Genomic DNA, 25,757 nt, shown 5'->3' with positions numbered 1-25,757 from the left:
CCGGCATCGATATCGGGCTTGCGCGCGGCCAGCGCCTGGAAGACCCGGGCCAGCGCGTACATGCCGGTGCCGGCGATGAGCCAGGCGATGATCGCTCCGAACGGCCCCGTCGCCGAACCGAACCGCGCCGGCAGATTGAAGATCCCCGCCCCGATCATCGAACCCACCACCATCGAGGTGAGCGAAAATAGCGAGATCTTGTTATCCTGGCTCGGCATCTACGTCTCCCGGCGTGGAATTTCGATGGGTCGCGGCAGTGTCGGGTAAAAAACTGCTTCAGGGTGCGAGAGACGTTCGACGTTGCACGGCCGTCCGGATTTGGGAGGCGAGCGCGTTCTTTGAAAGCTGCCGATGAAGCGGATCGCCTACTGCATCGGGACTGGAAGCCGATCCTTCGACTTCTGCCGCACCGGCTCGAGACCGCGCGGGAGCCGCCAGCGAGGCGGCAAGAATGGTGGAGTCGGAGTTCATCCTGCTCTCCCGGACAGTCGCGGCCAAGGGTGAAAGCAGCCCTAAGCGACGCATTGTCAAAAGAAATAGTTGTATAAAATCGGCCCCTTGGCAAGCGGCAAATAGTTCTCTCTATTTCTGGTGACCTCTCTTGGCGGTCTGCCCGTAAACCAAGAACATCATTGATGATTCCAATCTATTCGTGTCGAGATCGCGTTGTATCGGGTGCGCAAGTCATTGCGATCTGTAGGCCGCGAAGGCGCGCACGGCCATCATGGGGGCAGCTTGCTTGAGCGATAGCGTTCGGGGGAAGCGAGCACGGACCTTGCCCGAACGACAGTCGGGCAGTCCGGCCTTACTATGCCGGATGGTTATAATGATTTGACGCATATTATAGTATCGGCATTCCGATCGGCCCGCCTAGAACTCGCCTCAGGAGAGGTGAGAACGCATGGACATCAAGGAACGCTATGGCCCTTGGGCCGTCATTTCCGGTGCATCGGAAGGGACGGGCAAGGCTTTTGCCCATCTGCTTGCAAGCAAGGGCATCCATTGCCTGCTGATCGCGCGTCGGGAAGCGCCGCTCGAAGAACTCGCGGATGATCTGACGCGGCAATATGGCATTGAGACGGTCATAGCCGCGATCGATCTTGCCAGGCCCGACGCCTGCGACCGGATGATGACTGCGGTTGGCGATCGCGAGGTCGGGCTGTTTGTCAGCAATGCCGGCTCCGATCCGAACGCGGCCCGCTTTCTGGAACAGGACCTCTCGGCATGGGTCGATCTGGTCGAGCGCAACGTCACCACCATGATGAAATGCAGCTATCATTTGGCCGCGCCGATGAAGGCTCGCGGACGGGGCGGCGTGTTGCTGGTCAATTCGGGTGCCTGTTACGGCGGTTCCACCGCCATGGGGACATATTCCGGCAGCAAGGCCTTCACCCTGTGCTTCGCCGAAGGGCTCTGGGCCGAATTGCGGCCTCACGGCGTGGATGTCCTCACTTTGGTGATGAGCCGAACCGATACGCCTGAATTCCGCCGTGTTCTTGCCCAGCAGGGCGTGCCTGTTCCGGACAATATCGCATCGCCGGACGATGTCGCCCGCCTGGGCCTTGAGCGATTGCCGCATGGCCCGATCTGCAATTGGGGCGAGGCGGATGACGAGAGCGGCATGTCGGCCACGTCCGCGGCGCAAAGGCGCGAAAGGGTTGTCATGATCGACAAGGTCACCAGCCAGCTTTTCGGCCGTTCGTGATGGAGGACGTGCAAATCAATTCCGCAGCTCTCGTCGAGGATCTCGCCGCGCGGCAGGCGATCACCGATCAGATCTACCGCTATTGCCGGGCAATGGACCGGATCGACCATGAACTGGGTTATGCGGTCTGGCACGTCGACGGAACTGCCGACTACGGGGAGGCCGTGTTCCAGGGGCTCGGTCGGGACTTCGTGGACCACGTCTGCAAGCAGCACGGCGGCCTGCTGACCCATTCGCATCAGGTGACGAACATCGTCATCGAACTGGACGGTGCGCAAGCGGCGAGCGAGGCCTATGTCACAGCAACCCTGCGGATGGAGCGCGGCGGCAAGCTGCTGCAAATGACCGTGCTCAGCCGCTACGTCGACCGCTGGTCGCGGCGGGAAGGGCGCTGGGCGATCGACCACCGCATCACCGTCACCGACATGGACGAAATCCGCGAAGTCACCCCGATGAAGGTGCACGATCGCGGCAGGCGGGACATGGACGACCCATCCTATGCGGTTTTGACCGCAGGACAAACGAATTACGGAGACAGGACATGAAGGCGGCCTATATCGAGAACGGCAAGGTGCTGGTCGGCGAAATGGCCGACCCGACCCCCGGCAAGGGGCAGGCGCTGGTCAGGACGCACAGCTGCGGCATGTGTGCATCGGAAGCCCACTTCCTCCACGCCGGACAGAACATCATCGACCTGTCGCGGCGGCTCGGCGGGCCTTATGCAGCGCTCGATTTTGCGCGCCCGTTCGTGCCCGGCCATGAATATGTCGGCGAGGTTCTCGATTACGGTCCGGGCAGCAAGCGCACGGTGAAGCCGGGGCGCAAGGTGACCTCGGTGCCGATCATGAGGCAGGACGGCGCCCATGCGGTGATCGGCTTCAGTCACGACTGCCCCGGCGGTTGGGGAGAGCTGATGCTCCTTGACGAGGACATCATGATGGAAGTGCCGTCCGACATGGACGACGATCATGCCGCGATGATCGAGCCGCTGGCGGTGGGGCTGGAACATGCCCGTCGCGGGCGTCCGGACAAGAACGATGCCGCGCTGGTCCTCGGCTGCGGGGCGATCGGCCTTGGCGTGATCGCGGGGCTTAGGATGATGGGTGTTGCGCCGATTGTCGCCGCCGATTTCCATGAGGAGCGTCGCAAGCAGGCGATAGCGATGGGCGCCGATATCGCCGTCGATCCGCGCGAAATCGATCCCTATGCGCCGCTGCCCGCCTTTGGCGGACGCAAGGTCAACCTGATCTACGAGAACGTCGGCCAGCCCGGCATGCTCCAGCGGATCATCGAGGCGGCGCCTTTCGAAGGGCGGATCGTCATGGGCGGATATTGCATGGAGCAGGAGCATCTGCTGGTGTTCGCCGCGCAGAACAAGCGGCTCAATATCCAGTTCGCCGGCGGCGAGGAGCCGCAGGACATGGAACTGGCCATGCGTGCGATTGCCGATGGCCGCATCGACGTGACGCCCTGGCTAGGAGCCCGCATCGGACTCTCGGGCGTTGCGAAAGCGGTGGGCGAAATGTCCGGGCCCGTCGCTCCGGTGCGGACCGTCGTCGATCCGCGAACGTTCTGACGGCAGGGAGAACGCCCATGGCCCGGCTGGGTATCGAAATGATCAGCGTGTTCGGTCTGCCGCCGGTTGAATTCGTTCATCTGGCCGCCGATCTGGGCTGCCGGCATATCTCTACGGGTCTGACCGCGGCCGGGTACAATCCCCACGGTTATGCGCCGTTCTCCCTGCGTGATGACGCGGCGCTGCGGCGGGCGACGATTGCGGCGATGCAGGAGCGGGGCATCACCATTTCGTTGGGCGAGGGCATGAATGTCCGGGCGGGCAGCGATGTGCGCGATCTGGCCGGCGACCTTGATGTGATGGCCGAACTGGGCGCCGAGCGGATCAATACGGTCAGCCTCGATCCGGACCTCGCCCGCAGTTTCGATCAGTTCGGCATCCTTGCGGAGATGGTTGCGGCGCGCGGGATGGAGACGACGGTCGAGTTCGCGCCGTCGCTGTCGGTCCCGGACCTGCCCACCGCGCTAGATGCTCTGCGCCATGTCGGGCGGGCGGATTTCCGGCTGCTGGTCGATACCATGCACCTTGTCCGGTCCGGGGCCGGGGCGGCCGACCTCGCGGCGCTGGATCCCGATCTGATCGGTTACATCCAGTTCTGCGATGCGCCGCTGGAACCGCGCTTTGAAAGCTATTTCGAGGAATCGATGTTCGAACGGGTGGCTCCGGGCGAGGGTGAACTCGGCCTTCGCGAGATCGTCGCGGCGTTGCCGCACGACCGGGTCTATGCGCTGGAGCTGCCCTTGCGTAGCGAGGCGGAAGCGGGGGTCGGCCCGCATGCGCGACTGTCCAAATGCGTGGAGGCCGCGCGCCGCCTTTTGGCTGAAGTACATGGGGAGAGCACCGCGAATGCCTGATTTCAAGGAGCGCTACGGTCCTGTCGCGCTGGTCACCGGGGCATCTTCGGGCATCGGCGCAGCTTTTGCCGAGGCACTGGCGGCGCGGGGGCTGAACCTTGTGCTGGTGGCGCGGCGTGTCGATCGTTTGCAGGAACTCGCGGGCCGGTTGGAGCGCGACCATGGCGTGGGTGTGGAGGTCTGCCCGGTCGACCTTGCGCGGCCTGACGCTGCCGAACGGATGCTTTCGGCCACGGCGGCGCTCGACGTGGGGCTTGTCGTCAGCAACGCGGGCTTCGGAATGAAGGGCGATCACGCCGACAACGATCCACTGGCGATGGCCGAGATGTTGCAGGTCAACTGCAATGTTCCGATGCAACTGACGCGCGGCTTCGCGCCGCGACTGCGGGAGCGGGGCAGGGGGGGCTTCATTCTCACCAGTTCGGTCGAGGGCCTGATCGGGTGCCCCTATTCAGCCGCCTATTCCGCGACCAAGGCCTTGGTGAAATCGCTGGGTGAGGCGTTGTGGGCGGAATTGCAGCCGGACGGGATCGACGTGCTGACGGTGTGCCCCGGTGCCACGGAATCGGAAGCGGCGGCGCGCGCGGGCGTCGATCCCGCGACTCTGCGCAACGTGATGAAGGCCGAGGATGTTGCCGAACTTGCGCTCGACAATATCCGCAACGGGCCCACGTTCGTCAGCAGCGAGCATTATCGCGCGACGTTCGACAAACTGCTGTCGATGCCCCGGCGAGACGCGTTGATGGCTATGGCGGCCGGAATGAAAGGTTCGGCGACGGACCAGAATCGCGGAGGCTGAGGCTTTCCTGCTATTGCGGTGCCGCTGGCCTGCCGATCCCGTTGACGATCAGCGCGGCGAGGAAACGGGCGTGGCGGGCATTGTCGCGCGCATCTTCGGACGGATCGGCACGGATCTCCGTGCCCAGCAGAGTCATCACCATGATGAGCCGGGCGCATTCCTCGCGGTCCGTATTGTCGGCCAGCTCGCCGCGTGCCTGTGCGTCGGCCAGCATCGCGCTCAGCGGGGCGTGGAACATCGCGTGGGACGCCTCGATCAGTTCGTCGCGCAGTTCCGCCATCGAGCCGGGGTTCATTGACAGCGCCTTGCGGAACGCCTGGGCGTGGGGGCGCGCAAGGACTGCCAGCGCTTCCAGCACATAGCTGCTCAGGCGCTGCTCCAGCGAACCGGACAAGTCGAACGTGATCGGCCCGGCATTGCCCAGCACTTCACGCACGGCATCGACGAAGAGATCGGTCTTGTTGGAGTACCGCGCATAGACGGTCTTGCGTGATAGTCCCGCAGCCTTGGCAACGGCATTCAGCGAGGCCGCCTCGCCCTTTTCCAGCAGTTCGTGGAGCGCGGCGTCGCGGATCGCGCGGTCTATCGAGGCAGCTTCCTCCAGACTGGGCCTGCCCTTGCTGCGGGCTTCCTGAACGGATTCTTCCATTGTCGCTGCTGCCCCCTCCGGCGTTCGTCGATGGCTGTCATAGCCGCATCCGCGATCGGTGGCCAAGGATTAAAGAAACATCATTGTATATTTAAATTTGCACTGCTACCCGCAGCCCATTGAGCAACATCGTGGGCGCAAGGTTCAAGGAATGCGGGCGAATCTCCGAAACGGGGCGGAGCGGGCGGCGAGGCTCTCGGTCTCTGCCATCGCGGTGCTGCTCTGCGGCTGCGCGCCGCAAGTCCACCTTCCGCAGGCCGACACGGCGCTGCCCCCCGCTTTCGAAGCGAATGCGGCTCCGGCCGGGACGCTGCCCGAAGCCTCGCTCGACCGCTGGTGGGAAAGCTTCCGCGATCCTCAGCTCTCCGGGCTGATCGATACCGCGCTGGCTCGCAGTACCACGGCGAGGCTGGCCTACGCTCGCCTGTCCGAGGCGCGGGCGACCCGCTCGGTCAATCGCGCCAGCACTTTGCCGACCGGCAGCCTTTCCGCCACGGCAACCGAGCAGGGAACGCGCCGGGTCTGGGGCCAGGGTGCCAATGCGCCGGGTGACGACAGCTATCAGGCGACATTCTACCCGAGCTGGGAAATCGACCTGTTCGGTCGCCTTTCCGCGATCCGCCAGCAGGCCGATGTGCAATATGCCTCGTCCACGCTGGACTGGCACGGCGCGCGGCTTGCGCTGGCGGCGGATGTGGCCACCACGCTGTTTCAGGCGCGCGGTACGGCCATCGACCTCGGCACTGCCCGCGAACGCCTGAAGATCTCAACAGACCTTGCCCGCAGCGCCCAGCTTGGCGAAGCGCGCGGGCTGACTTCGGGGCAGGACGCCGCGCGGCTCGATGCCGATCTGGCGAGTGCCAGCGCCGAAGTGACACGGCTTGAGGCCGAGCTGCAGGCGGCGAAGCGCTCACTGCTGATCCTTGTGGGCACCCCGAATGCGCCGACGGACAGCCTGCCGATCGAGGCGCGGCTGGACGACGCACCGACGCTGCCCGCCGTTACACCGGGTCTTCTGCTTGCCCGGCGGCCCGACGTTCTTTCGGCGGGTCTCGCCGTGGAATCGGCGGCTCTGGGGGTGCGGGTGAACCGGCTGGCGCTGTTTCCCCGTTTCGACATTCAGCCCGGCCTTGCACTCTCCGCGACGACCGGGCCAGTGGGCGGGGCGACCGGGCTGTGGTCGCTCGCGGCGGGGCTGACGGTTCCGCTGCTCGACCGCACGCGGCTCATGGCCCAATTGCGGGTGAGCGAGGCGCAGGGGCAGCAGGCGGTCGTTTCCTACGAACAGACAGTGCAGAACGCTTATGGCGAAGCGGAAAACGCGCTTGTCCGGCTAACCGCCAACCGCAACCGCATTGCCGATCTGGAGCGTGCGGAAGCCCGTTCGCGCGCCGCCTATGACAGCGCTCTGCGCGGTTATCGCGCGGGCCTTACCGATCTCACTACCGTTTTGCAGAGCGAGCAGACCTGGCTTCAGGCGCGCGCCGCGCGCGATCAGGGACGTCTGGCCCTGCTGACCGGTACGGTTTCGACCGTGCGCGCGCTTGGCGGAGGCTGGGACGCCCAAAATCAGATGCCGAGCCAGATGCAGACCTTGACCGCGCAAGGAGCGCAATGATGAAGTCGCCCGTTTTCCGTTTCACGGCCGCCGTTTCCGTGCTCGCCACGATGACCCTTCTGGCGGGCTGCAAAGGGCACGATGCCGACCGCAAGGAAGTCATGCCGCCGCAGGCGGTGACCGTGGCCACGGTCACGCAGCGCGCGATGAGCGGCGGGCTGACCGCTTCGGGCCGCTTCGTCCCGCGTGAGGAGATGGCGGTATCGGCCGATCTTTCTGGCTTCAGGATCGCCAAGGTCTTCGTCGAGGAAGGTGCCGTCGTGCGCGCCGGGCAAGTGCTGGCGCAGCTCGACGACAGCCTGCTGGTTTCGCAGATCGGACAGCTCCGCGCTGGGCTCGCCCAGCAGCAAGTGGCCTACGAGCAGGCGCGCGAGCAGGCGGGCCGGGTCGATGGGCTGGAAGGGCAAGGCGTCCTCTCCAACGAGGCAATTGCCACCCGCAAGTTCGCGCAGCGCAATGCCGCCGCGGCCGAGGCGGCGACCAAGGCCCAGCTCAACGATCTGCTGGTGCGGCAGAATCACCTCGCGATCCGGGCGCCCGCCAATGGGCTCGTGCTCGAACGCACGGCGCGGCCCGGCGAAACGTCGAGCACGGGCACGGCATTGTTCACGATGGCGCGCGACAGCTTGCTGGAACTCTACGCCGAACTGCCCGAACTGGACGCGGCCGGCATCAAGATCGGCGATCCGGTTGAGGTCACGCTGGCATCGGGGCGCAAGCTTGACGGTCACGTGCGCCTGATCGGCGAGCGCGTGGACACCAATACCGGGGTGGTCATCGCCCGCATCGCGCTGCCGGTCGACCGCGATCTGCGGCAGGGCGGTTTCGCCCGGGCCACGTTCTCGCGCCCGGCACAAGTGCTGGCGCTGCCCGAAGCGGCGGTGCGCTACGATGCGGACGGCGCCAACGTGATGGTGATCGACCGCGACGACCACGTCCATCGCCTCAAGGTCCGCACCGGGCGTCATGCCGATGGCCTGGTGGAGCTGCGTGACGGACCGCCTGCGGGAAGCCGCGTCGCGGTCCGGGGCGCGGCCTTTACGCTGGACGGCGACAAGGTCCGCATCGCGGGAGCCGCCAAGTGAACTTGCGCATTTCCGCCTGGGCGATCCGCAATCCGATCCCCGTCGCGCTGCTGTTCATCCTGCTTACCGTGTCGGGCGTGGTCGCCTACATGCGTATGCCGGTGAAGCAGTTCCCCAACGTCAACCTGCCCATCGTCACGGTCACCGTTACCCAGAGCGGGGCGGCACCGACCGAGATGGAAAACCAGATCACCCGCCCGATCGAGAACGCGCTGACCGGCGTGCCGGGGATCAAGAACATCAGTTCGACGGTGACGCTGGGCGCATCGACGACCTCGCTCGAATTCGAGCTGGGCAGCGATATCCAGAAGGCCACTGACGATGTGCGTACGGTAGTGGAGCGCACCCGCGTGGAACTGCCGCAGGGTATCGATCCCCCGACCGTGCAGCGCATCGACCTCGACAGCGCGCCAATCGTCACATACGCGGTGACCGCGCCGGAAATGACCGACACGCAGCTGGCGTGGTTCATCGACAACGAGGTGACGCGCACGCTTCAGGCCGAGCGCGGCGTCGGGCAGGTCGCGCGCATTGGCGGCGCCGAGCGCGAAATCACGGTGATCCTCGATCCCGAGCGCATGGCCGGGCTGGGTGTGACGAGCGCGCAAGTCAATTCCGCGCTGGCCGCCTTCCACACCGATGCCCCGGGCGGCCGCGCCAATGTCGGCGCGGTCGAACAGACGGTGCGCGTGATCGGATCGGCCGCCGACGTGGCGCGCATCCGCGACCTGACGATCCCGGTGCAGGGACGCTACGTCCGCTTGTCCGACATTGCCGAAGTGGGCGACGGGCAGGGCGAAGTTCGCGGCTTCGCACGCCTGTCCGGACGGCCGGTGGTGGCGATCCAGGTGTCCAAGACCAGCGATGCCAGCGATGTGACCGTATCGGACGGCGTGGCGAAGGCCATCGCCGGCCTCTCCGCGAAGCATCCCGGCGTGACGTTCGACAAGATCGTTTCGACCGCAGATCTCACCCGCCGCAGCTTCATGGCCACGGTGGACGTGCTGATCGAAGGCGTGATCCTGGCCATCGTCGTCGTGTTCCTGTTCCTCCGCGACTGGCGGGCGACGGCGATTGCGGCGGTTGCCATGCCGCTCTCGCTGATCCCGACGTTCATTTACATGGCGGCGATGGGGTTCAGCCTGAACGGCATCACCCTGCTGGCGCTGACGCTGGTGATCGGCATTCTGGTCGACGACGCCATCGTCGAGATCGAGAACATCGAGAAACGCATCGAGAAGGGCGAAAGCCCCTATCAGGCCGCGCTGATCGGTGCCGATTCCATCGGTCTTGCGGTGATCGCCACTACGGCGACGATCATTGCGGTCTTCGCGCCGGTCTCGCTGATGCCCGGACAGGCGGGGCAGTTTTTCCGGGAATTCGGCCTTACCGTGGCGGCGGCGGTCACGTTCTCGCTGGTGGTGGCGCGGCTGCTGACGCCGCTGATGGCGGCCTATCTGCTCAAGCCCCATCACTTGCGCACCTCGACTGTTGCGGGCGCGCGGCTTCATCCGTGGCATGGGCGGGCACTAGACTGGGCGCTGGCACGCCCCAAGATCTGCACGGCCATCGGTACGGGACTGCTGGTGCTGGCACTGGTGATCGCCTCGACGCTGCAGATCGGTTTCCAGGCCACGCAGAACCGCAATTACATCTATCTTGCAGTGGAAGGCGCGCCCGGCGCGACGCGTGACGACATGAACCGCGCGGTCGAACAGGCGACGCGGATCCTGATGCACGAGTCCGATGTGGAGAACGTCTTTGCGCAAGTCGGTTCGACGGGCGGCGGGCTGAACAGTGGCGGGACCGACCTCAAGGACGGTACGCTGACGGTGCTGTTGCGCCATGGCCGCGACGAGACATCGGAGCAGTTCCAGGCCCGCATCGGCCCGAAGCTGCGCGCTATTCCCGAGGCGCGGTTCTACAATCAGGGCAACTTCGGACAGGCGGCCGTTTCGGTGGTGATCGCCGGTGCGGACGGGCCGACGCTGGAACGCACGCAGATGCAGCTTCTGCGTGAGATGCGCCGCCTGAAGGCAATCGCCGATCCGCGCCCGAGCCCCTCGGCGCCGGGCCCCGAACTGGTGATTACTCCGCGTCCCGAAGAGGCTGCGCGGCTCAACGTCGATACCGTCACGCTCGCCAATGTCGTGCGCATCGCCACCATCGGTGACATCGATGCCTCGGTCGCGAAGTTCTCCGAAGGCGAGCAGCGCCTGCCGATCCGCGTGCGCCTGCCCGAAAGCGCGCGGAACGACCTTTCGGCAATCTCCGGCCTGCGCGTTCCCACGCGTGACGGCAACACGACGCCGCTGTCCAGCGTCGCGGATATTCATTTCCAGGCCGGGCCGGGCAAGATCGTGCGCTACAACCGCGAGCGCCGCGTCAGCGTGGAGGCGGATCTTGCGGTGGGCGAGGCGATCGGATCGGCCATGCAGTCCGTCCGGACCCTGCCGACGATGAAGCACTTGCCTGCAGGCGTCCACGAGGCGCAGCAGGGCACGACCCAGATCATGGAGGAGATGTTCGTCGGCTTCGTGCTCGCGCTGTTTGCCGGGGTGGGGCTGACCTATACCGTGCTAGTGCTGCTGTTCCGGGGCTTCTTCAAGCCTGCGGTCATCATGGGCGCGCTGCCGCTTAGCCTGCTGGGCGCGTTCGCGGCGCTGCGTCTTCTGGGCTTTGCCATCGACATGCCGGTGCTGATCGGCCTGCTCATGCTGATGGGCCTCTGCGCCAAGAACTCGATCCTGCTGGTGGAGTTCGCGATTGAGGCCGAGCGGGCCGGTGCGCCGGTGCGCGAGGCGCTGAAGGAGGCCTGCGCGCAGCGAACCCGGCCGATCATCATGACCTCGGTAGCGATGATCGCGGGCATGCTGCCCACCGCATTTGCGATCAGCGAGGGTTCTGAATCGCGCCAACCCATGGCCATCGCGGTGATCGGGGGCATCCTGACCTCGACGATGCTCTCGCTGGTGCTGGTGCCGGTGATCTACGAGATCATCGACGGCTTCGAGCAGCGTCTTCTGCCCAAGCTGGCCCGGCTGGTGACGCATCCCGACCCGGCGCCGCCGGAAGCGACGGACGCCTCGCCCTCACCGGGTTGAGGCGCTGCCTATCGCAGCGAATATGTCACGACGTAACCGAAGTGGTCGGAGAGCGTGTCGCCGCCGTTCGTCTTGCCGAAGGGCACATGTGCTCCGGTGAAGTGCAGCACCTGGCCGGAGCCGGGGCGGAAATATTGCTTGTCCTTCGCGCGCTTCACCACCGCGGCCAGATCGGCGTTCGGAGCGCCGGCAAACTGTCTGGAAGCCTCGGTGGTCCCCAGTGCCGAGCCCATGGCCGCATCGGCGGCGGCCACGCGCATCGGGTCGTGGCCGACATTGAAGTCGCCCGCGAAGACAAGGCTGGTCTGGGACGGCACATTGGCGCCGATGAACGCGCGCGCTTGCGCCAACTGGGCCCGATAGGCGGCGTTGGCCCGCGCAATCGGCACGCCCGATGCGGCGCGGGAATTGAGGTGGGTATCGGCAATGGCGATCGGCTGGTCTTGTCCGGGAACCCGGATCCATGCGAGCAGCACGCCCTTGGCGGCCAGACAGTCATATCCGGCGCAGATATCCTTCGGATAGGCCATGCGGCGGGTCGCCACGATCGGATAGTCGGACATGATGACGAGCCCGCTATCGACCCATTTGCCGTCCGCTTCGCCCTTGCTCCGGGAGGTCTGCCGGATCAGCGCGGTAAGTGAAGGGTCGGTTTGCGATCCTGCCGGAAGGTTCGATGCTTCGGCTTGCTGCGGGCCGGTCGCCACGTAGCGGTAGCCCGCCTCGGCCGCGATGGCCTTGGCTTCGGGAATGAAGGCTTCCTGCAATGCCACGACATGGGGCTGCCTGCCATGGCGTCTCAGGTCCGCCAGTCGCCCGCCGATTTTGGCAAGCTCGGAAGCTCGTCCGAACGCGACAGGGAAGGGCAGACCCTCCACGTTGTAGGTCATCACCGTAAGGCTGCCCGTGGGCGCGGTCGAGATTGGCGCAAAGCCGAAATCCGGCACGGCGGCGGGCAGGGGACGGGCGAAACTGGCGGCGGCCAGAGCGGCCACCATGGCAACGGCGCAAACGCCAATTCGGTTCAGGCCAAGTCGGATCATGAGGAGAAGACACTCCGAAACAGGATGTCGCTTAGACGCCGCCCCGAGGCCTGACCCGCACTGCGGAAATTCGTGTGCGGGTCTGCCGCTCGGCCGGAGTCTTGCCGATGTCCCGAACTCGGGATGAGGAATGGAGTTGGACGAAATGAGCCGATCCATGGTGACAGGAGTGGCCTTCACTTTGCTGGCGATAGCGCCCGTGAATGTTCAGGCGCAGGGCGAGAAGCTGCGAGGATCGGCGGGGGCCGATTACCTGCCGCAGCTGGTCGAATGGTCGCTGTCGGACCGGGCCGGAGCCGATCAGGCAAAGGCCGTGCATTTCGAGCGCGATTCCGGCGATGCGGGATGGAGCATGGATTTTCTGGCGGTCAAATCGCTCGATCCGGTGGAGCGCGCGGTCGATAGGGACAGCGCCCGCTTTCGCGGCAAGCACATGTCGGTGAATGCCTGGCACGCGCTGGGCGGAGAAGACCTCGTGCGCTTCACCGCCATTGCCGGAAGGGTCAGTCGCCGTGCCGCCGATGCGGTGATTCTCCCGGCCAAAACGCGCGCCAGTTATGCCGGTGCCGAACTGGCGTGGGAGCACGCGCGCGACTGGTCGCTTTCGGCCGGCGTCTACCAGCAGGGCGGCTGGGGCGGCCACTCGATGGAGAGTGACCTGCTGCGCCTGACCAATGGCGAACCGGTCGCCGCCAATGGCCTCCATGCGGCGTGGCGCTTCGCGCTCGACCATGGAGACGCGGCGGGAGAGCCGCGCACTTGGCTGGGTCTGGACGGCCATTCCGGCAACCGCGGCAGCGGCATCGGCACCGGCCTGCGTCATGCCAGCGATGTCAGCCTGCTGCTGACGACACGTTTTTGAGGGCGCCATGACCGCCGCTGGAAGATCATCCGAACATCTGCTTTACCTGATCGAGGAGAGTGCGATTGCGCAAGGAGGACGGGCTATGACGTCGCTGGGGCAGGAAGTGCCTGCCGAGGGCGGTCTGCGGCAGCTCAGTCTGGCGATGCGGGGGGAACTGCGCCGGTTCCTGCTGGCGCGGCGCGTCAGCGAGGCCGATGCCGAGGACGTGCTGCAAGACCTGTTCATCCGCCTTGAGACCAGCGTGACCGGCCCGGTCCGCTCGCCGCGTGCCTATCTCTACCAGATGGTCAACAACATGGCGCATACGCGCCGCCGGACCGAGACGCGCCGTCAGGCCCGCGACGCTGGCTGGATCGAAGTGCGGCCCGATGCCCGGACCGGCACGGGCACGGGCACGGGCACTCATGGGCGGGGGGATGCCGCCGAGGAACAGGCCGATGCCGCGCCCGATCCCGAAACCGCGTTGGTCGCGCGCGACCAGCTTGCCCGTGTCGAGGCGAGACTGGCCGAGTTGCCGGAACGCACGGCCCATATTTTCCGCCAGTTCCGGGTCGAGGGCGCTTCGCAGAAGGATATCGCCATCGAACAGGGCATCAGCCTGAGCGCGGTGGAAAAGCACTTGCAGCGCGCCTATCGCGCGGTGCTCGAAATTCGAAACCGGCTTGAGGACACGCCCCCAACTACGGGGATGACAGGGCCTGCCGAAATGACAGGAGGGTTCGATGGCTCGTCCCGCTGAGCACGACATTCAGTCGCAGGCAATTGCCTGGCACTTGCGCCTTGCCGATGCGAGCGAGGAGGAGTGGAACGAATTCACCCACTGGCTGGAGGCTGACGAGCGCCATAACGACGCTTACGAGGCGATCTGCGATGCCGATCATGCGCTGGAACCCGCCATTGGACTGGCCCGGCAGGAACCGGCGGAAGCCGGGGAGATTCCCGTGGCGGCTGTCGCGACGGGACGCGGAACGGCAGGTCGGCGGCGCTGGATGTGGCCGGCCATGGCGGCTTCCTTCGCCCTTGTCGCGGTCGGTAGTTGGGCCGTGATGGGCCGTATGGGTCAGGAATATACCGTCAGCACCGCCCCCGGAGAATCGCGGACACTTGCGTTGTCCGACGGCAGCCGGATCGCGCTCAACGGCGGCACGGAGCTGGTTCTCAGCAAATCCGATCCGCGCGTGGCCGAACTCAAGTCTGGCGAGGCGCAGTTCTCGATCCGGCACGACGCGGGGAGCCCCTTCGCATTGACGGTGGGCGCGCAGAGGATCGTCGATGTCGGCACTGTGTTCAATGTCCGGTCGAGCGGGCGCGGATTGCAGGTCGAAGTGGCGGAAGGCGCGGTGCGCTTCGAGGACGGGGTAACCCGGCTGCGGCTCAATGCCGGGGATACGCTGGATGCCAGCGGGGACCGGCTGGTCGAAGGCACCCGCGCGCCCGCCGATATCGGCAGCTGGACGCGCGGCAAGCTGGTCTACCGCGAGGCGCCGCTTGTCGAAGTTGCGGGTGACATTACCCGAGCGCGGGGGATTGCCATCGAACTGGGTCCGGAACTATCGCATGCCAGTTTTACAGGTGTGATACAGTTGGATGGCGACAATGCATCGCTACGCCGGCGTGTCGAACTCCTGATTGGCGCGAAGGTGACCGAAACAGCCGATGGGTGGTCGATTACACGATGACTGGTTTGTTCCCGCGCTCTTTGCGGTCGCCATCAATACTGTCTGCATCGCCCCGGCTTTGGCCGGGGAAATCCGCGCCTTCTCGGTGCCAGCGGGAAGACTTTCCGATGGCCTGATCACGCTGGCGCAGCAGGGCGGGATTTCGATCGTGCTGGGCGATCCGAAGCTCGACAGCCTGCGCACGCGCGGTCTTTCGGGGCGTTACGAGGTAGCGGACGCGCTACGGCGGCTGCTTGCGGGCAGCGGCTATGACGCGGTGTTCATCGATGCCCGGACAGTGCGTCTGGTCCGGCGTCCACCTGCGCCGCATGCCGCCCGCGCGCCGGATCGCGTGCCGGTCGTTCCTCCGCACTCCCGACCGGTGCTGGAAACTTCGGGCCCGGACATCGTCGTCACGGCTACCAAGCAGCGTATCGGCCTTGCCGATTATCCTGCCAGCGTTGCCGTCGTCGAACCCACCCGCGAGGAACTGGCCCGCGCCGGCGGACGCGGCACCGGCTATATCCTCGGCAAGCTTCCGGAGCTTTCCTCCACCAACCTGGGGCCCGGGCGGAACAAGATCTTCATTCGCGGCATTGCCGACAGCAGCTTCAACGGCACCAGTCAGGCAACGATCAGCCAGTACCTCGGCGACTTGCGGCTGATCTACAGCGCGCCGGACCCGGACCTTGCGCTGCACGATATTACGCGGGTGGAAGTGCTCGAAGGGCCGCAAGGCACACTCTACGGCGCGGGGACGCTGGGCGGGATCATTCGGCTGGTGCCGACGCCGCCCGATCCGAACGGGTGGAGCGCCGAAGGGGCCTTCGGCCTGCGTTTCACGCAGAAAGGCGAACCGGGCGGCGATGGTGCGCTGGTCGCCAACGTGCCCATCGTGGCGCGGAAGCTGGCCTTGCGGACAGTAGTCTACCGCACCGTGGATGGCGGCTATATCGACGATGCCCGGCGCGGCCTCAGCGACATCAATCGCAACAGCAGCACCGGCCTTCGCGCAACGCTGCGCTGGCAGCCGGACGCGGCGTGGACAGCCGATCTCACGCTGGTAGGGCAGAACCTCAATTCGCGCGACGGCCAATATACCCTGCGCGGCGAGCCCGATCTGACCCGCTCGTCCTACATCGCCCAGCCGTTCGACAACGACTACCGGCTCATCGGGCTCACCGTCTCGCGCGACTGGGACCGAATGCAGCTCGTTTCGGCGACGGGCTATGCCCGTCAGAGCATCGATACCGTGTTCGACGCGACGGTCGATCCTGACGAGATCCGCAAGTACGAGGAGGATATCGGCGTCCGGCTGTTCTCGCACGAGACGCGCCTGACCGGGCAATGGGGTACGCGCGGAACATGGCTGGCGGGCGTCAGCCTGCTCCACAACACCGACCACGCCGCCCGCAGTCTTGGCGCGCCCGATGCGCCGGAACCGTTGTCCAGCGTCTCGAACGTCACTCTGGACGCCGCCGTGTTCGGGGAGGTCGGCGTGCCGCTTGGCCGTACCTTCCAGCTTACGCTGGGCGGCCGGTACAGCTACGTGCGCCAGACCAGCGAGTTCATGGGCAGCGACAACAGTAACCCCGAGGATATCGATTACGAGCCGCTGCGGCGCCAGAAGCGATTCCTGCCCTCGGCGGCGCTGGCGTGGAAGCCCCGGGCGGGACTGCTGCTCTACGGGCGCTATCAGCAGGGCTACCGGCCGGGCGGCCTGCAAGTCACCGGTTCGGCCACCGATCCCAGCGCCGACCGCTTCGTGTCCGATCGTATCGAGACGATGGAAGTGGGCCTGCGCTTCGGCATGGAAAAGGGCGCGCGCCTGTCCGGCAGTCTGGCGGCGTCCGTGGCGCGCTGGCGGGATATTCAGGCGGATCTCGTCGGCGTCGACGGGCTGCCCTACATAGCCAATATCGGTTCGGGACGGGTGCGCAATGTGGCGCTGTCACTCGCATGGCACCCGGTCGACGCACTGTCTTTCGAGGCTGCGGGCTTCCTCAATTCGAGCAACTTGTCCGATCCGGCGCCGGGGTTCGACAATGTTGATGACCGCGACCTTCCTAACATCGCCGACGAAGGCTGGCGGACGGCGGTCAAGTATACCCATGGCTTCGGCTGGGCGAACCTGACCGCAGACGCCGCCCTGCGCTACGTCGGGCATTCGAAGCTGGCCATCGTGGCGCCCTTCGCATTGGGGCAGGGGCGTTACTACGATCTTTCGATGGGCGCGCGGCTCGGGTTCGGGCGCTGGGGGCTCTCGCTGGATATCGACAATGCGCTCGACCAGCGGGGCAACACGTTCGCTTTCGGCAATCCCTTCACCGTGGCCGACGGGCTGCAACAGACGCCGATGCGCCCGCGCTCCGTGAGACTGGGCGTCGACGCGACGTTTTGATCGGCATGTGCGGGTCCATCGGGCGTCCGGAGTCATGCCGGCATGACCCAGCCTCTCAGGATCGTCCTTCCCATTCACAGTTTCGAGCCCGGCGGTGTCGAACGGGTCGCGTTGGGACTGGCGCGCCATTGGCAGGATCTGGGCCACGAGGTCGTCGTCGTGCTGGGGCGGGACGAGGGGCTGGACCGGGCCAATGCGCCCCGGACGCTGGATTACCGGATCCGTCCCAATCGATCTCCGCTCCGGTTTCCGACTGCGCGCCTTGAAACGCTATGGATGATATGGAGCCTGTTCCACTATCTCCTCCGCAACCGCGCGGACGTCATTTTCTGCCCTGGCAACACGTACACGATCGTCTGCGTGATGATGAAGCTGCTGCTGCGCGGGCGCTGCCCGCCGGTGGTGGTAAAAGTCAGCAACGACCTCGTCCGGGCGGACAAGACGGCGTTTCGGCGCCGATGGTATCGGTGCTGGCTCAAGATCAACGGTTTGCTGCTCGAACGCTTCGTCGGGCTTGCCGAGCCGATGTTCGAGGAGATCGTCGAGGGCATGGGTGTCGGCGATCACCGGGTCTCTACCATCCACGATCCGGCGCTTGACCGGGCCCGTCTCGAACGGCTGCTCGCCATCGAGCGGGAGCGCAAGCAGGGTCAGGGCCATCGCTTCGTTGCGGTGGGGCGACTGGCGGCGCAGAAGAACTTGCCGCTGCTGCTCATGGCCTTTGCCGAGGGTTTTCGCCCCGGTGACCGGCTCACCATCGTCGGTGAGGGCTGCGGCCGGGCCGCGCTGGAGCGGCAGGTGAGGCAACTGGCCTTGCAGAACCATGTCACGTTCGCCGGTCACGTGGCCTGCCCCGATCCTTTCCTGTGCGATGCCGATTGCCTGATCCTCTCGTCCAACTACGAAGGCGTGCCCGCCGTGGTGATCGAGGCCATTGCGGCGGGCCTGCCGGTGATCGCCACCGATTGCTGTTCCAGCATGAAATCGCTGCTCGGCCACGGAACGCGCGGCGTGATCGTGCCGGTGGGGGATGCGCCGGGGCTGGCAGCGGCGATTGCCGGTTGCGCGGCCCTGCCCAAGCTCTGCGCCGTGGAGCGCGGCTATGCGGCGCACTTTACGCTCGAACGCGCTGCCGCCGCCTACCTCGCGACGATGCGCGAGGCCATCGCGCAAGGTCGTGAGGCCCGCTTCGCCGCCGCGGCCGACCCGGCCTAGCGGTCTTGTTGCGGCATATTTCAAAAAAATTTCGTACCCGGGTGCGGAATCGGTGCGGGCACGGCGTCCCTGCATCATGCGCATCGGATTCCTTTTCAACCACGACCAGATTCACCAGGTCGCGCACAGCCTGCCCATTGCCCTGGCCATGGCGGATGGCGGATTTTCGGGCGAACTGGTGGTTGCGACGACCAACGCCGCGCTCGCGGCCGAAGTCCGCAGGCTGGGCGGGGACCGCATCGGCACGCGCATCGAACATGTCGAGCTTTCGCCCTCGGCGTTTTCGAAGCGCATGGATTCGCTGCTCGGCCGGGTCGTCCCGGCCGCGAAGATCCTCATCTATCGCGACAATCTCGATTTCTTCCGCAGCCTCGACGTGCTGGTGGTGGCCGAGAAGACCTCGCTGATTCTCAGGAATCGCTATGGCCTGCGCAATCTTGCCTTCGTCCATACCCGCCACGGTGCGGGAGACCGGGCGATCGGCTTCGACAAGGCCAGCGCCAGCTTCGATCACGTGCTCTGCTCGGGCCCGAAGATCCGCGACCGCCTGATTGCCGAAGCGGGTGTCGATCCCGCGCAGATCAGCATGGTCGGCTATCCCAAGTTCGACCTCCAGCGCGATGCCGCGCCCAAGCGGTTCCTTCCCACGGCCGAAAAGGTCGTACTCTACAATCCGCACTGTTCGCCGCACTTGTCCTCGTGGTATCGCCACGGGCATGACGTTTTCGAACACTTTCTGGGCGACGAGCGAAACGGGCTTCTGTTCGCGCCGCATGTCATGCTGTTCCAGCGGCAGTTCGTCGTGACCATCGACAAGCTGACCGTCGAGAAGGCCGGGACGATCCCGCCGAAGTTTCTGCGCGGCGAGAACATCAAGATCGATCTTGGCAGCCGCGCCTCGACCGACATGACCTATACGATGTCGGCGGACATCTACCTTGGCGATGCCAGCAGCCAGGTCTACGAATTCCTGCTGCGTCCGCGTCCCTGCATCTTCCTGAACAGCCACGGCCATGCCTGGCGCGACGATCCCAATTTCCATCATTGGACCGCCGGAGAGGTGATTTCCGGGCCCGAGGAACTGCCCGGCGCCATCGCGCGCGCGGAAGATCTGCACGAAAGCCATTACCGCCGCGTGCAGGAAGACCTGTTCGCCGAGAGCTTCGATCTCCAGCCCACACCCTCCTCGGTCCGCGCGGCGCGGGCCATTGTCGATTTCGCGAACGGTTGCGTGCGAACGCTCAGGCCGCTTCAGCGCGCTTCGGCCTGAGGCGGGCGATATCATGTTCGCCAGACGAATGGCCCGGTCACAGGACGAAATCGTCCCGAACGATGTTGCGCACGAGGTAGGGCATGCGGCCCGGCCGCACGGAATCGTCGGCCGGATCTTCACGTCGCTGGGCCTCGTGTTGGGCGGCAAGGCCGGGGCGGGGATCATCAGCCTTGGCTATCTGCTGCTGGCAACCCGCTTCCTCGGTCCGACCGAATATGGCGTGCTGGTGCTGGTCCATGCCTATGTCACGACCGTCTGCGGCATCGTGGAGTTCCCCTCATGGCAGGCCGTCGTGCGCTATGGCGCGGAGGCGCAGCAGAAGAACGAGCCGCATCGTCTGGTCAGACTCCTCCGCTTCGGCGCGAAAGTAGAGTTGATCGGGGGGGCTCTGGCCATTCTTTCGGCCATGTTGCTGGTGCCGCTGGTCGGGCCGCATCTCGACTGGCCGCCCAAGGCCATGGCGTTCGCGCCGTTCTATGCTTTCGCGGTTCTCGGATCAGTGCGCTCGACACCGGCAGGCTATCTCCAGCTATGCGGTCGTTTCGACCTGCTGGGGCTGCACAATCTGGTTCAGCCGGTCGTCCGGTTGGGCGGGGCCCTGATCGTGATCGCCTTCGGCTGGGGCCTTCGCTCGTTTCTGGTGGCATGGCTGCTGGCGGCGCTGGCCGAGTTCGCGGTACTCTGGGCCATGGGCCTGTGGGTGGCCGCGCGCGAACTGGGCAGCGCCTTGTGGGATCCGGAACAGGGTGATCCGGCAGAGGAAAATGAAGGAATCTGGCGCTTCCTGATCGCCAGCAACGCCGATGTCACGCTGGGCGAGTTGACCGGCAGAGTCGCGCCGCTGGTCGTGGGCTGGGTGCTAGGTCCGGCCATGGCGGGCCTGTTCTCGGTGGCGCAACGGGCCACCGTTATCATCGCACAGCCCGCGCAGATCCTTGGCAATACCGCTTATGCGGAACTGTCCCACGTCGTCGCGAGCGGCCGGGGCGGCAAGGCGCTGCGCCGTATTCTCGGCAAGATCGTGGTGATCGGTTTGCTGGCGGCGGCGCCGGTGGTGTTGGTCGTGGCGCTGTTCCCGCAGCAGATCCTGCATCTTCTGGCCGGCAAGGCATTTACCGAGGCGGCCGGGGTGATGATCGTCCTCGTGCTGGCCCGCGCCATCGCGCTGATCGGCCCCCCGTGCAGTTCGGCGATCTCCGCGCTGGGCCATCCCGCCCGGTCGATGAGTGCGAACCTGTTCGCCAGCCTCGTTTTCCTCTCGGCCATGCCGTGGCTGCTCCACCAGTACGGCCTGATGGGCGCGGGCATTCAGGCGCTCGGGCAGGCGATCCTTGCCAGCGGACTGCTTGTGTTCCTCGTATGGCGCAGCAGCCTGCAACGGTGAGCGCGATGCGGATTGCCTATATCATCAACTCGGTGGAAGGCGGCGGCGCGGCGCTGCCGGTGCCGTCGGTCGCGCGCGTGCTGGCCGAGGCAGGCGCCGAAGTGCGCGTCTTTGCGCTTACCCGCCGGGACGGCCGCGCCTTGCCGGCGATGGAAGCAGCGGGCCTCGATCCCCGTGTTCGCGACGGCGGAGAGAAGGACCACGCCCGGGCCCTGCACTGGATGATGCACGAGGTGCGCGCCTGGCGGGCCACGCACTTGTGGACCTCGCTCAGCCGCGCGACGCTGCTGGGCCTGATTGCCGGACCGATGATGAACCTGCCGGTGATTTCATGGCAGCACGCCGCGTTCCTGAAGCCGTGGAACTTGCGCCTGCTGCGCCTGCTTCAGTCGCGGGCTTCGTTGTGGGTGGCGGATTCCCGCTCGGTCGCGAGGTTCGCCACGCAGCGTCTCGGCGTATCGGAACAGCGGCTGGAGACATGGCCGATCTACGCCGTCGATCCCGCCATGCCGGTCGCGCAGGGCTGGCATCCGGGCGAGGTTCTGCGCCTCGGCAGCCTTGGCCGCCTGCACCCGGTCAAGGGCTACGACGTGCTGATCGAGGCGTTGGCGCGGCTGCGGCAGGGCGGTTTCGTGCCGCCCGTCCCCTGCGAGGTCGTGATTGCCGGCGACGGCGCCGAGCGCGAGCGCCTCGAAGCGCAAGCCCGGACTTTGGGTGTCGAGAACCTGCGCCTTGCCGGATACACCGAGGAGCCGAAGCGCTTTCTGGCCGACTGCCACCTCTATCTCCAGCCTTCGCGTTCGGAAGGTTTCTGCATCGCCGGGCACGAGGCATTGACAGCAGGGCTGCCGGTCGTGGCATCGCGCGTCGGGGAACTGGCCCATTCGATCCGTTCGGGCGAAACCGGCTGGCTCGCCGCGCCCGGAGACGCCGGAAGCCTTGCCGAAGGCCTCCGCGCGGCGCTGGGTGATCCGTCGCGGCTATCGGTGCTGGGCCGTTCCGCCCGCGCCGACATGCTTGACCGCTTCTCGCCCGAGCGCTTTTCGCGCGCCGGCAACGCTATCTATCAGCGTATCGCCCAAGGCCCCGCCTGAGGTCGAGCGCGATTCCGGCCAGCGACCGGTCGATCGTCTTGACGTCGAACAGCGTAACATCGCCCCACCCGCTCAGCGTGTGCATGCCTTCGAACTGCCCGGGAAAGGCCAGCGCATCGCCTTCGCGCGCTTCGAAGGCGGTTTCGTCCAGCTGGTCGATCCACAGCGGCCGGATCGCCCCGCCGTAAGTCCGCGTGCAGTCCTGCGTGGGCAGCACGATCGCGCCATTCACGAGCACCGGCACGCCGCCCGGCCGGGCCGAGGCGCGGCTGCGGCGCACCGGGTTGCCGGGATGCGGCGTCCATGGCCCGGTCAGCCGTTCGGCCCATGCCACATGGAGCGTGCCGAGCTTGGTCTCGCGGCTCTCGCCTGAGGAATAGAACAGCCACCAGCGTCCGTCGTGGCGAAGGATCGATGCGTCGACCGGCAGGCAATCGAGCTCGATCGCGCATTCGGCCCGCCATACGTCGAGCGCCGCATTGCCGCGATAGAGCGTGAGTTTCCCGGAGCGATGCGCCTCGGGCAGCATCCAGATCGCGCCTTCGCCCTCGAACACTTGCGGGTAGGACAAGTGCCACGGCTCGCGCAGCACCAACCGCCGGTCGACGAGGCTGAATGCGCGGTCGAAGCTCAGGCGCTCGATCACACCGTGGCGGGTGCGATAATCGTACTGTTCGGCGAAGACGTGAAAGTGCACGCCATCGTCGAAGCCGAACGGGTCGGCCAGAAAGGTGAAGGCGGGCTCGGGCGGAAACCAGATCGCGCTCTCCGGTGAGAAACCCCGGGAAAGCACCTCGTCGAGAGGACGGGTAATCAGCCCGCACTGCCAGATATCCTTGCGTCGCGGCATCGGGCTCTCATAGCCGGATGCCGCGCATTGACAACCGGCATGACGCACGGCGCAGGGTGCCTGTCTTTCCGTCATTGGATGGTACGATACGGCACTCCCCACCGGTCGGAAGTTTTGTCTTATATTTCATATCTGTAGCGAAAGCGTCATACGCGCATGGAATAGGCGCCCCCCGAGGCGCCGCGGACTCAGGTTTACGCGGCGCCTTCAATGACATGGGGGTCACGTGTTACAAAAGTCCGTTCTTCTCTTGGCGGCCGCCGCTGCCAGTTTCACGATTTCCGCACAGGCCAAGGCAGAAGACGTCTCGCCGGCCGAGGCGGACAGCAACGAAGTTCACGATATCGTCGTCATCGGCAGCGGCCAGACCCGCTCGGTTTCGACGCTCCTGCCCGCGAACCTCGATGTCCTGCCCCCGGGCACCAGCGTGCAGAAGGCGCTGAACTTCCTTCCCGGCGTCAGCGCGCAGTCGATCGACGCACTGGGTCTCAACGAGCAGTCGCTATCGCTTCAGGTGCGCGGCTTCAGCACCACGCATCTCGGCTACACGCTCGACGGCATGCCGCTGGGCGACGGAGCCTACAACAATTACAATGGCCTCTCGATCAGCCGCGCGCTGATTTCGGAGAACCTTGGCGAAGCCAATCTCGCGACCGGGATCGCCGGCCTCGGCATCGCGTCGACCAGCAACCTTGGCGGCGCACTGATCTACCTCAGCAGCGCCCCTCACAAGGAAATGGGGCTGATGGCCAGCCAGAGCTTTGGCAGCCAGGACAGCCTGCGCACCTTCGCGCGCTTCGATACGGGCGAGCATGCCGGTTTCTCGGCCTATGTTTCCGGGCAGTATAGCGAGCAGGACCTGTTCGTGAACCAGCGCGCGTGGAACCGGTCCACCGGCAAGCAGCTCAACGGCAAGGCGCAGTACGAATTCACCGGCGGCAAGATCACGGCCTTCGCGGACATTTCGCGCACCAATCAGGCCGACGATCCCTATCTGTCGAAGGACATGCTTGGCCGGCTCGGCTGGGATTGGGGCGGTTATGCGCCGGACTGGCAGTCCTACCTCGGCGTCGCCTATTGCACGGTGACCGGACCGACCGCGCCGGGCAAGTGCGTCAATGCACCCAAGCCGCAAAAGAACGCCGACGTCACCTATACCAACGGCCAGATCCTGCGTAACGACAACCTGTTCTACGTTGCCGGGGATTTCGATGTCACCAAGTCCCTGACCGCCCATCTGCAGGTCTATCATCACACCGACAAGGGCGCGGGCAACAACTGGATCGTCGGCTGGTCCAAGCAAGGCACGGCGACCACTGACGACGACGTACCGGTCCAGATCCGCGACACCCGCTACACCATCAACCGCACCGGCGGGCTAGGCAGCCTCACCTGGGACGTCGGCTTCAACCAGTTCCAGGCCGGCTTCTGGCTGGAAGAAAACAAGAGCAGCGCCGCGCGCTATATCTGGGCCAATGTCACCGGTCCGTTCGACCTCGGCCAGTTCCTGCAAGGCCAGCCTGACACTGCGCAGTGGGTGCAGGAAACCAAGTGGAAGACGCGCCAGTTCTACGTGCAGGACACGATCAAGCTGCTCGATGATGCGGTAACGATCGATTTCGGCTTCAAGGGCACCTATTCGCGGTCCGATGCCGAGGCGCAGGACGGTATCGCCAAGACGCCGCCGCCGGCCTCAAGCCAGTTCGCGACGGGATCGCTCACTGCCAAGGACTTCTTCCTGCCGGAAGCGGGCGTGCACTGGCAGGTTGCGGACCACCACGAACTCTATGCCAGCTATGCCGAGAACATGGCGATGTTCCAGGGCGGCTTCAAACTCGGCCCGCAGTCGGTGACGCAGACCGTCTGGGACGCGCAGGGCAAGACGCTGAAGCCCGAGACATCGCGCAGCTTCGAAGGCGGCTATCGCTATGTGAACGGCCCGGTTCAGCTCGCGCTGAGCGGCTACTGGGTCAATTTCGACAATCGCCTGCTCCAGTACAACCCGTGCCCGACCAACCAGCAGCAGAACCCGGGCTGCGGCAATTCCTTCCACAATGCCGGTGGTGTCACCAGCCGGGGCGTGGAACTGGGCGTATTGTGGAAGCCTGCGCCGTGGCTGACCTGGTACAACTCGGCATCGTACAACAAGTCCACTTATGACGACGATCTCAACTGGTGCACGACCACTTGCGTCGTCAAGGCAACCGCCGGCAAGCAGCAGGTGGATACGCCCAAGGAGATGGTCTCCAGCGTGCTGACCGTGCGGCAGAACGGCTTCTCGGCCTCGCTTCAGGGCAAGTATACCGGCCGCCGTTACTACACCTACACCAACGACCAGAGCTTCGGCGGCTACACCACCTTCGATCTCGGTATGGGGTATGACTTCGGTTCGGTCGGCGTGGTGAAGGGCGCGAAGCTGTCGCTGAACGTCACCAACCTGACCAACAAGCGCTATGCGTCGAACTTCGACAACAGCGTGTTTGCACCGGACGATGCCGCCGGGACGCTGCTGGTGTTCCACTCGTCGGCGCCGCGCCAGATCTTCGGAACGCTGGGCGTCGCCTTCTAAGCCTTTGTAATACGC

At 65.6% G+C, this 25,757-nt stretch carries 21 protein-coding genes; 17 read left to right on the top strand and 4 right to left on the bottom strand.

The features are described 5' to 3' along the window. A partial coding sequence (locus tag EDF56_RS08610) for an amino acid permease (protein WP_132384709.1) occupies positions 1-218 on the bottom strand: 218 nt, incomplete at its 3' end. A gap of 683 nt (positions 219-901) precedes the next feature. On the opposite strand from EDF56_RS08610, the gene EDF56_RS08605 reads away from it, so the two are divergent. From EDF56_RS08605 to EDF56_RS08585, 5 genes are read left to right on the top strand one after another with little or no spacing between them, the layout of a single operon-like run. Next, the gene (locus tag EDF56_RS08605) at positions 902-1,705 is read left to right on the top strand and encodes an SDR family NAD(P)-dependent oxidoreductase (protein WP_132386300.1); all 804 of its coding nucleotides are present in this window, start codon (positions 902-904) and stop codon (positions 1,703-1,705) included. Then, a complete protein-coding gene (locus EDF56_RS08600; protein ID WP_132386299.1) occupies positions 1,705-2,250 on the top strand; it encodes a nuclear transport factor 2 family protein in 546 nt (181 codons plus the stop codon). The genes EDF56_RS08605 and EDF56_RS08600 overlap by 1 nt, the downstream gene beginning before the upstream one ends. Then, entirely contained in the window at positions 2,247-3,281 is a 1,035-nt protein-coding gene (locus EDF56_RS08595) for a zinc-binding dehydrogenase (protein ID WP_132386298.1), read from the top strand. Before EDF56_RS08600 ends, EDF56_RS08595 begins: the two co-directional genes overlap by 4 nt. 17 nt (positions 3,282-3,298) lie before the next feature. Beyond that, positions 3,299-4,135, top strand: coding sequence for a sugar phosphate isomerase/epimerase (locus EDF56_RS08590; RefSeq protein WP_132386297.1), 837 nt, complete (start codon positions 3,299-3,301; stop codon positions 4,133-4,135). After that, positions 4,128-4,934: an SDR family NAD(P)-dependent oxidoreductase gene (locus EDF56_RS08585; RefSeq protein ID WP_132386296.1), complete on the top strand. Its 807-nt coding sequence runs from the start codon at positions 4,128-4,130 to the stop codon at positions 4,932-4,934. Before EDF56_RS08590 ends, EDF56_RS08585 begins: the two co-directional genes overlap by 8 nt. A 10-nt stretch (positions 4,935-4,944) precedes the next feature. Here EDF56_RS08585 and EDF56_RS08580 read toward each other — a convergent pair whose 3' ends face one another. Continuing rightward, positions 4,945-5,583: a TetR/AcrR family transcriptional regulator gene (locus EDF56_RS08580; protein ID WP_132386295.1), complete on the bottom strand. Its 639-nt coding sequence runs from the start codon at positions 5,581-5,583 to the stop codon at positions 4,945-4,947. A gap of 151 nt (positions 5,584-5,734) precedes the next feature. Here EDF56_RS08580 and EDF56_RS08575 point away from each other — a divergent pair, with 151 nt between their 5' ends. The 3 genes from EDF56_RS08575 to EDF56_RS08565 are packed head-to-tail and all read left to right on the top strand — an operon-like array spanning position 5,735 to position 11,390. Continuing rightward, a complete protein-coding gene (locus EDF56_RS08575; RefSeq protein WP_132386294.1) occupies positions 5,735-7,201 on the top strand; it encodes a TolC family protein in 1,467 nt (488 codons plus the stop codon). Further along, positions 7,201-8,286, top strand: coding sequence for an efflux RND transporter periplasmic adaptor subunit (locus EDF56_RS08570; protein ID WP_243652483.1), 1,086 nt, complete (start codon positions 7,201-7,203; stop codon positions 8,284-8,286). Before EDF56_RS08575 ends, EDF56_RS08570 begins: the two co-directional genes overlap by 1 nt. Beyond that, the gene (locus tag EDF56_RS08565; protein ID WP_243652482.1) at positions 8,283-11,390 is read left to right on the top strand and encodes an efflux RND transporter permease subunit; all 3,108 of its coding nucleotides are present in this window, start codon (positions 8,283-8,285) and stop codon (positions 11,388-11,390) included. The genes EDF56_RS08570 and EDF56_RS08565 overlap by 4 nt, the downstream gene beginning before the upstream one ends. Positions 11,391-11,398: 8 nt before the next feature. On the opposite strand, the gene EDF56_RS08560 is transcribed toward EDF56_RS08565, so the two are convergent. After that, positions 11,399-12,388 (bottom strand): endonuclease/exonuclease/phosphatase family protein, encoded by a 990-nt coding sequence (locus tag EDF56_RS08560; protein ID WP_243652481.1) that lies wholly within the window; start codon positions 12,386-12,388, stop codon positions 11,399-11,401. 190 nt (positions 12,389-12,578) lie between these two features. Here EDF56_RS08560 and EDF56_RS08555 point away from each other — a divergent pair, with 190 nt between their 5' ends. From EDF56_RS08555 to EDF56_RS08520, 8 genes are all read left to right on the top strand, one after another. Then, positions 12,579-13,295: a hypothetical protein gene (locus tag EDF56_RS08555; protein ID WP_132386291.1), complete on the top strand. Its 717-nt coding sequence runs from the start codon at positions 12,579-12,581 to the stop codon at positions 13,293-13,295. An 85-nt stretch (positions 13,296-13,380) separates the two neighbouring features. Further along, positions 13,381-14,037, top strand: a complete 657-nt coding sequence (locus EDF56_RS08550) for a sigma-70 family RNA polymerase sigma factor (protein ID WP_132386401.1) — start codon at positions 13,381-13,383, stop codon at positions 14,035-14,037. Then, a complete protein-coding gene (locus EDF56_RS08545; protein ID WP_132386290.1) occupies positions 14,021-14,977 on the top strand; it encodes a FecR domain-containing protein in 957 nt (318 codons plus the stop codon). The genes EDF56_RS08550 and EDF56_RS08545 overlap by 17 nt, the downstream gene beginning before the upstream one ends. Further along, positions 14,955-17,357, top strand: coding sequence for a TonB-dependent receptor (locus EDF56_RS08540; protein WP_132386289.1), 2,403 nt, complete (start codon positions 14,955-14,957; stop codon positions 17,355-17,357). The genes EDF56_RS08545 and EDF56_RS08540 overlap by 23 nt, the downstream gene beginning before the upstream one ends. 42 nt (positions 17,358-17,399) lie before the next feature. Then, positions 17,400-18,572, top strand: a complete 1,173-nt coding sequence (locus tag EDF56_RS08535; RefSeq protein WP_132386288.1) for a glycosyltransferase — start codon at positions 17,400-17,402, stop codon at positions 18,570-18,572. A 76-nt stretch (positions 18,573-18,648) separates the two neighbouring features. Next, a complete protein-coding gene (locus EDF56_RS08530) occupies positions 18,649-19,842 on the top strand; it encodes a hypothetical protein (RefSeq protein WP_132386287.1) in 1,194 nt (397 codons plus the stop codon). Positions 19,843-19,870: 28 nt separating this feature from the next. Then, complete coding sequence (locus EDF56_RS08525) at positions 19,871-21,229, top strand: lipopolysaccharide biosynthesis protein (RefSeq protein ID WP_132386399.1); 1,359 nt, start codon at positions 19,871-19,873, stop codon at positions 21,227-21,229. After that, positions 21,205-22,323, top strand: a complete 1,119-nt coding sequence (locus EDF56_RS08520; protein ID WP_243652480.1) for a glycosyltransferase family 4 protein — start codon at positions 21,205-21,207, stop codon at positions 22,321-22,323. The genes EDF56_RS08525 and EDF56_RS08520 overlap by 25 nt, the downstream gene beginning before the upstream one ends. Here the strand turns inward: EDF56_RS08520 and EDF56_RS08515 are convergent. Beyond that, positions 22,289-23,173 (bottom strand): formyl transferase, encoded by an 885-nt coding sequence (locus tag EDF56_RS08515; protein WP_207904665.1) that lies wholly within the window; start codon positions 23,171-23,173, stop codon positions 22,289-22,291. The two genes, EDF56_RS08520 and EDF56_RS08515, sit on opposite strands and share 35 nt — an antisense overlap. Positions 23,174-23,423: 250 nt before the next feature. Between EDF56_RS08515 and EDF56_RS08510 the strand changes: the two genes are divergently transcribed. Then, entirely contained in the window at positions 23,424-25,742 is a 2,319-nt protein-coding gene (locus tag EDF56_RS08510) for a TonB-dependent receptor (RefSeq protein WP_243652479.1), read from the top strand. Positions 25,743-25,757: the final 15 nt, after the last annotated feature.

Source organism: Novosphingobium sp. PhB165, assembly GCF_004341845.1.
In the GTDB taxonomy this organism is placed as follows: Bacteria; Pseudomonadota; Alphaproteobacteria; order Sphingomonadales; family Sphingomonadaceae; genus Novosphingobium.
This window is presented reverse-complemented; position numbering and strand designations above follow the sequence as displayed.

What these genes read in the sequence shown, in the direction of transcription:
- EDF56_RS08605 (WP_132386300.1), top strand. Translation starts at nt 902, where the DNA reads ATGGACATCAAGGAACGCTATGGCCCTTGGGCCGTCATTTCCGGTGCA.
- EDF56_RS08600 (WP_132386299.1), top strand. Translation starts at nt 1,705, where the DNA reads ATGGAGGACGTGCAAATCAATTCCGCAGCTCTCGTCGAGGATCTCGCC.
- EDF56_RS08595 (WP_132386298.1), top strand. Translation starts at nt 2,247, where the DNA reads ATGAAGGCGGCCTATATCGAGAACGGCAAGGTGCTGGTCGGCGAAATG.
- EDF56_RS08590 (WP_132386297.1), top strand. Translation starts at nt 3,299, where the DNA reads ATGGCCCGGCTGGGTATCGAAATGATCAGCGTGTTCGGTCTGCCGCCG.
- EDF56_RS08585 (WP_132386296.1), top strand. Translation starts at nt 4,128, where the DNA reads ATGCCTGATTTCAAGGAGCGCTACGGTCCTGTCGCGCTGGTCACCGGG.
- EDF56_RS08580 (WP_132386295.1), bottom strand. Translation starts at nt 5,583, where the DNA reads ATGGAAGAATCCGTTCAGGAAGCCCGCAGCAAGGGCAGGCCCAGTCTG.
- EDF56_RS08575 (WP_132386294.1), top strand. Translation starts at nt 5,735, where the DNA reads ATGCGGGCGAATCTCCGAAACGGGGCGGAGCGGGCGGCGAGGCTCTCG.
- EDF56_RS08570 (WP_243652483.1), top strand. Translation starts at nt 7,201, where the DNA reads ATGAAGTCGCCCGTTTTCCGTTTCACGGCCGCCGTTTCCGTGCTCGCC.
- EDF56_RS08560 (WP_243652481.1), bottom strand. Translation starts at nt 12,388, where the DNA reads ATGGTGGCCGCTCTGGCCGCCGCCAGTTTCGCCCGTCCCCTGCCCGCC.
- EDF56_RS08555 (WP_132386291.1), top strand. Translation starts at nt 12,579, where the DNA reads ATGAGCCGATCCATGGTGACAGGAGTGGCCTTCACTTTGCTGGCGATA.
- EDF56_RS08550 (WP_132386401.1), top strand. Translation starts at nt 13,381, where the DNA reads ATGACGTCGCTGGGGCAGGAAGTGCCTGCCGAGGGCGGTCTGCGGCAG.
- EDF56_RS08545 (WP_132386290.1), top strand. Translation starts at nt 14,021, where the DNA reads ATGGCTCGTCCCGCTGAGCACGACATTCAGTCGCAGGCAATTGCCTGG.
- EDF56_RS08540 (WP_132386289.1), top strand. Translation starts at nt 14,955, where the DNA reads ATGGGTGGTCGATTACACGATGACTGGTTTGTTCCCGCGCTCTTTGCG.
- EDF56_RS08535 (WP_132386288.1), top strand. Translation starts at nt 17,400, where the DNA reads ATGACCCAGCCTCTCAGGATCGTCCTTCCCATTCACAGTTTCGAGCCC.
- EDF56_RS08530 (WP_132386287.1), top strand. Translation starts at nt 18,649, where the DNA reads ATGCGCATCGGATTCCTTTTCAACCACGACCAGATTCACCAGGTCGCG.
- EDF56_RS08525 (WP_132386399.1), top strand. Translation starts at nt 19,871, where the DNA reads ATGGCCCGGTCACAGGACGAAATCGTCCCGAACGATGTTGCGCACGAG.
- EDF56_RS08520 (WP_243652480.1), top strand. Translation starts at nt 21,205, where the DNA reads ATGGCGCAGCAGCCTGCAACGGTGAGCGCGATGCGGATTGCCTATATC.
- EDF56_RS08515 (WP_207904665.1), bottom strand. Translation starts at nt 23,173, where the DNA reads ATGCCGCGACGCAAGGATATCTGGCAGTGCGGGCTGATTACCCGTCCT.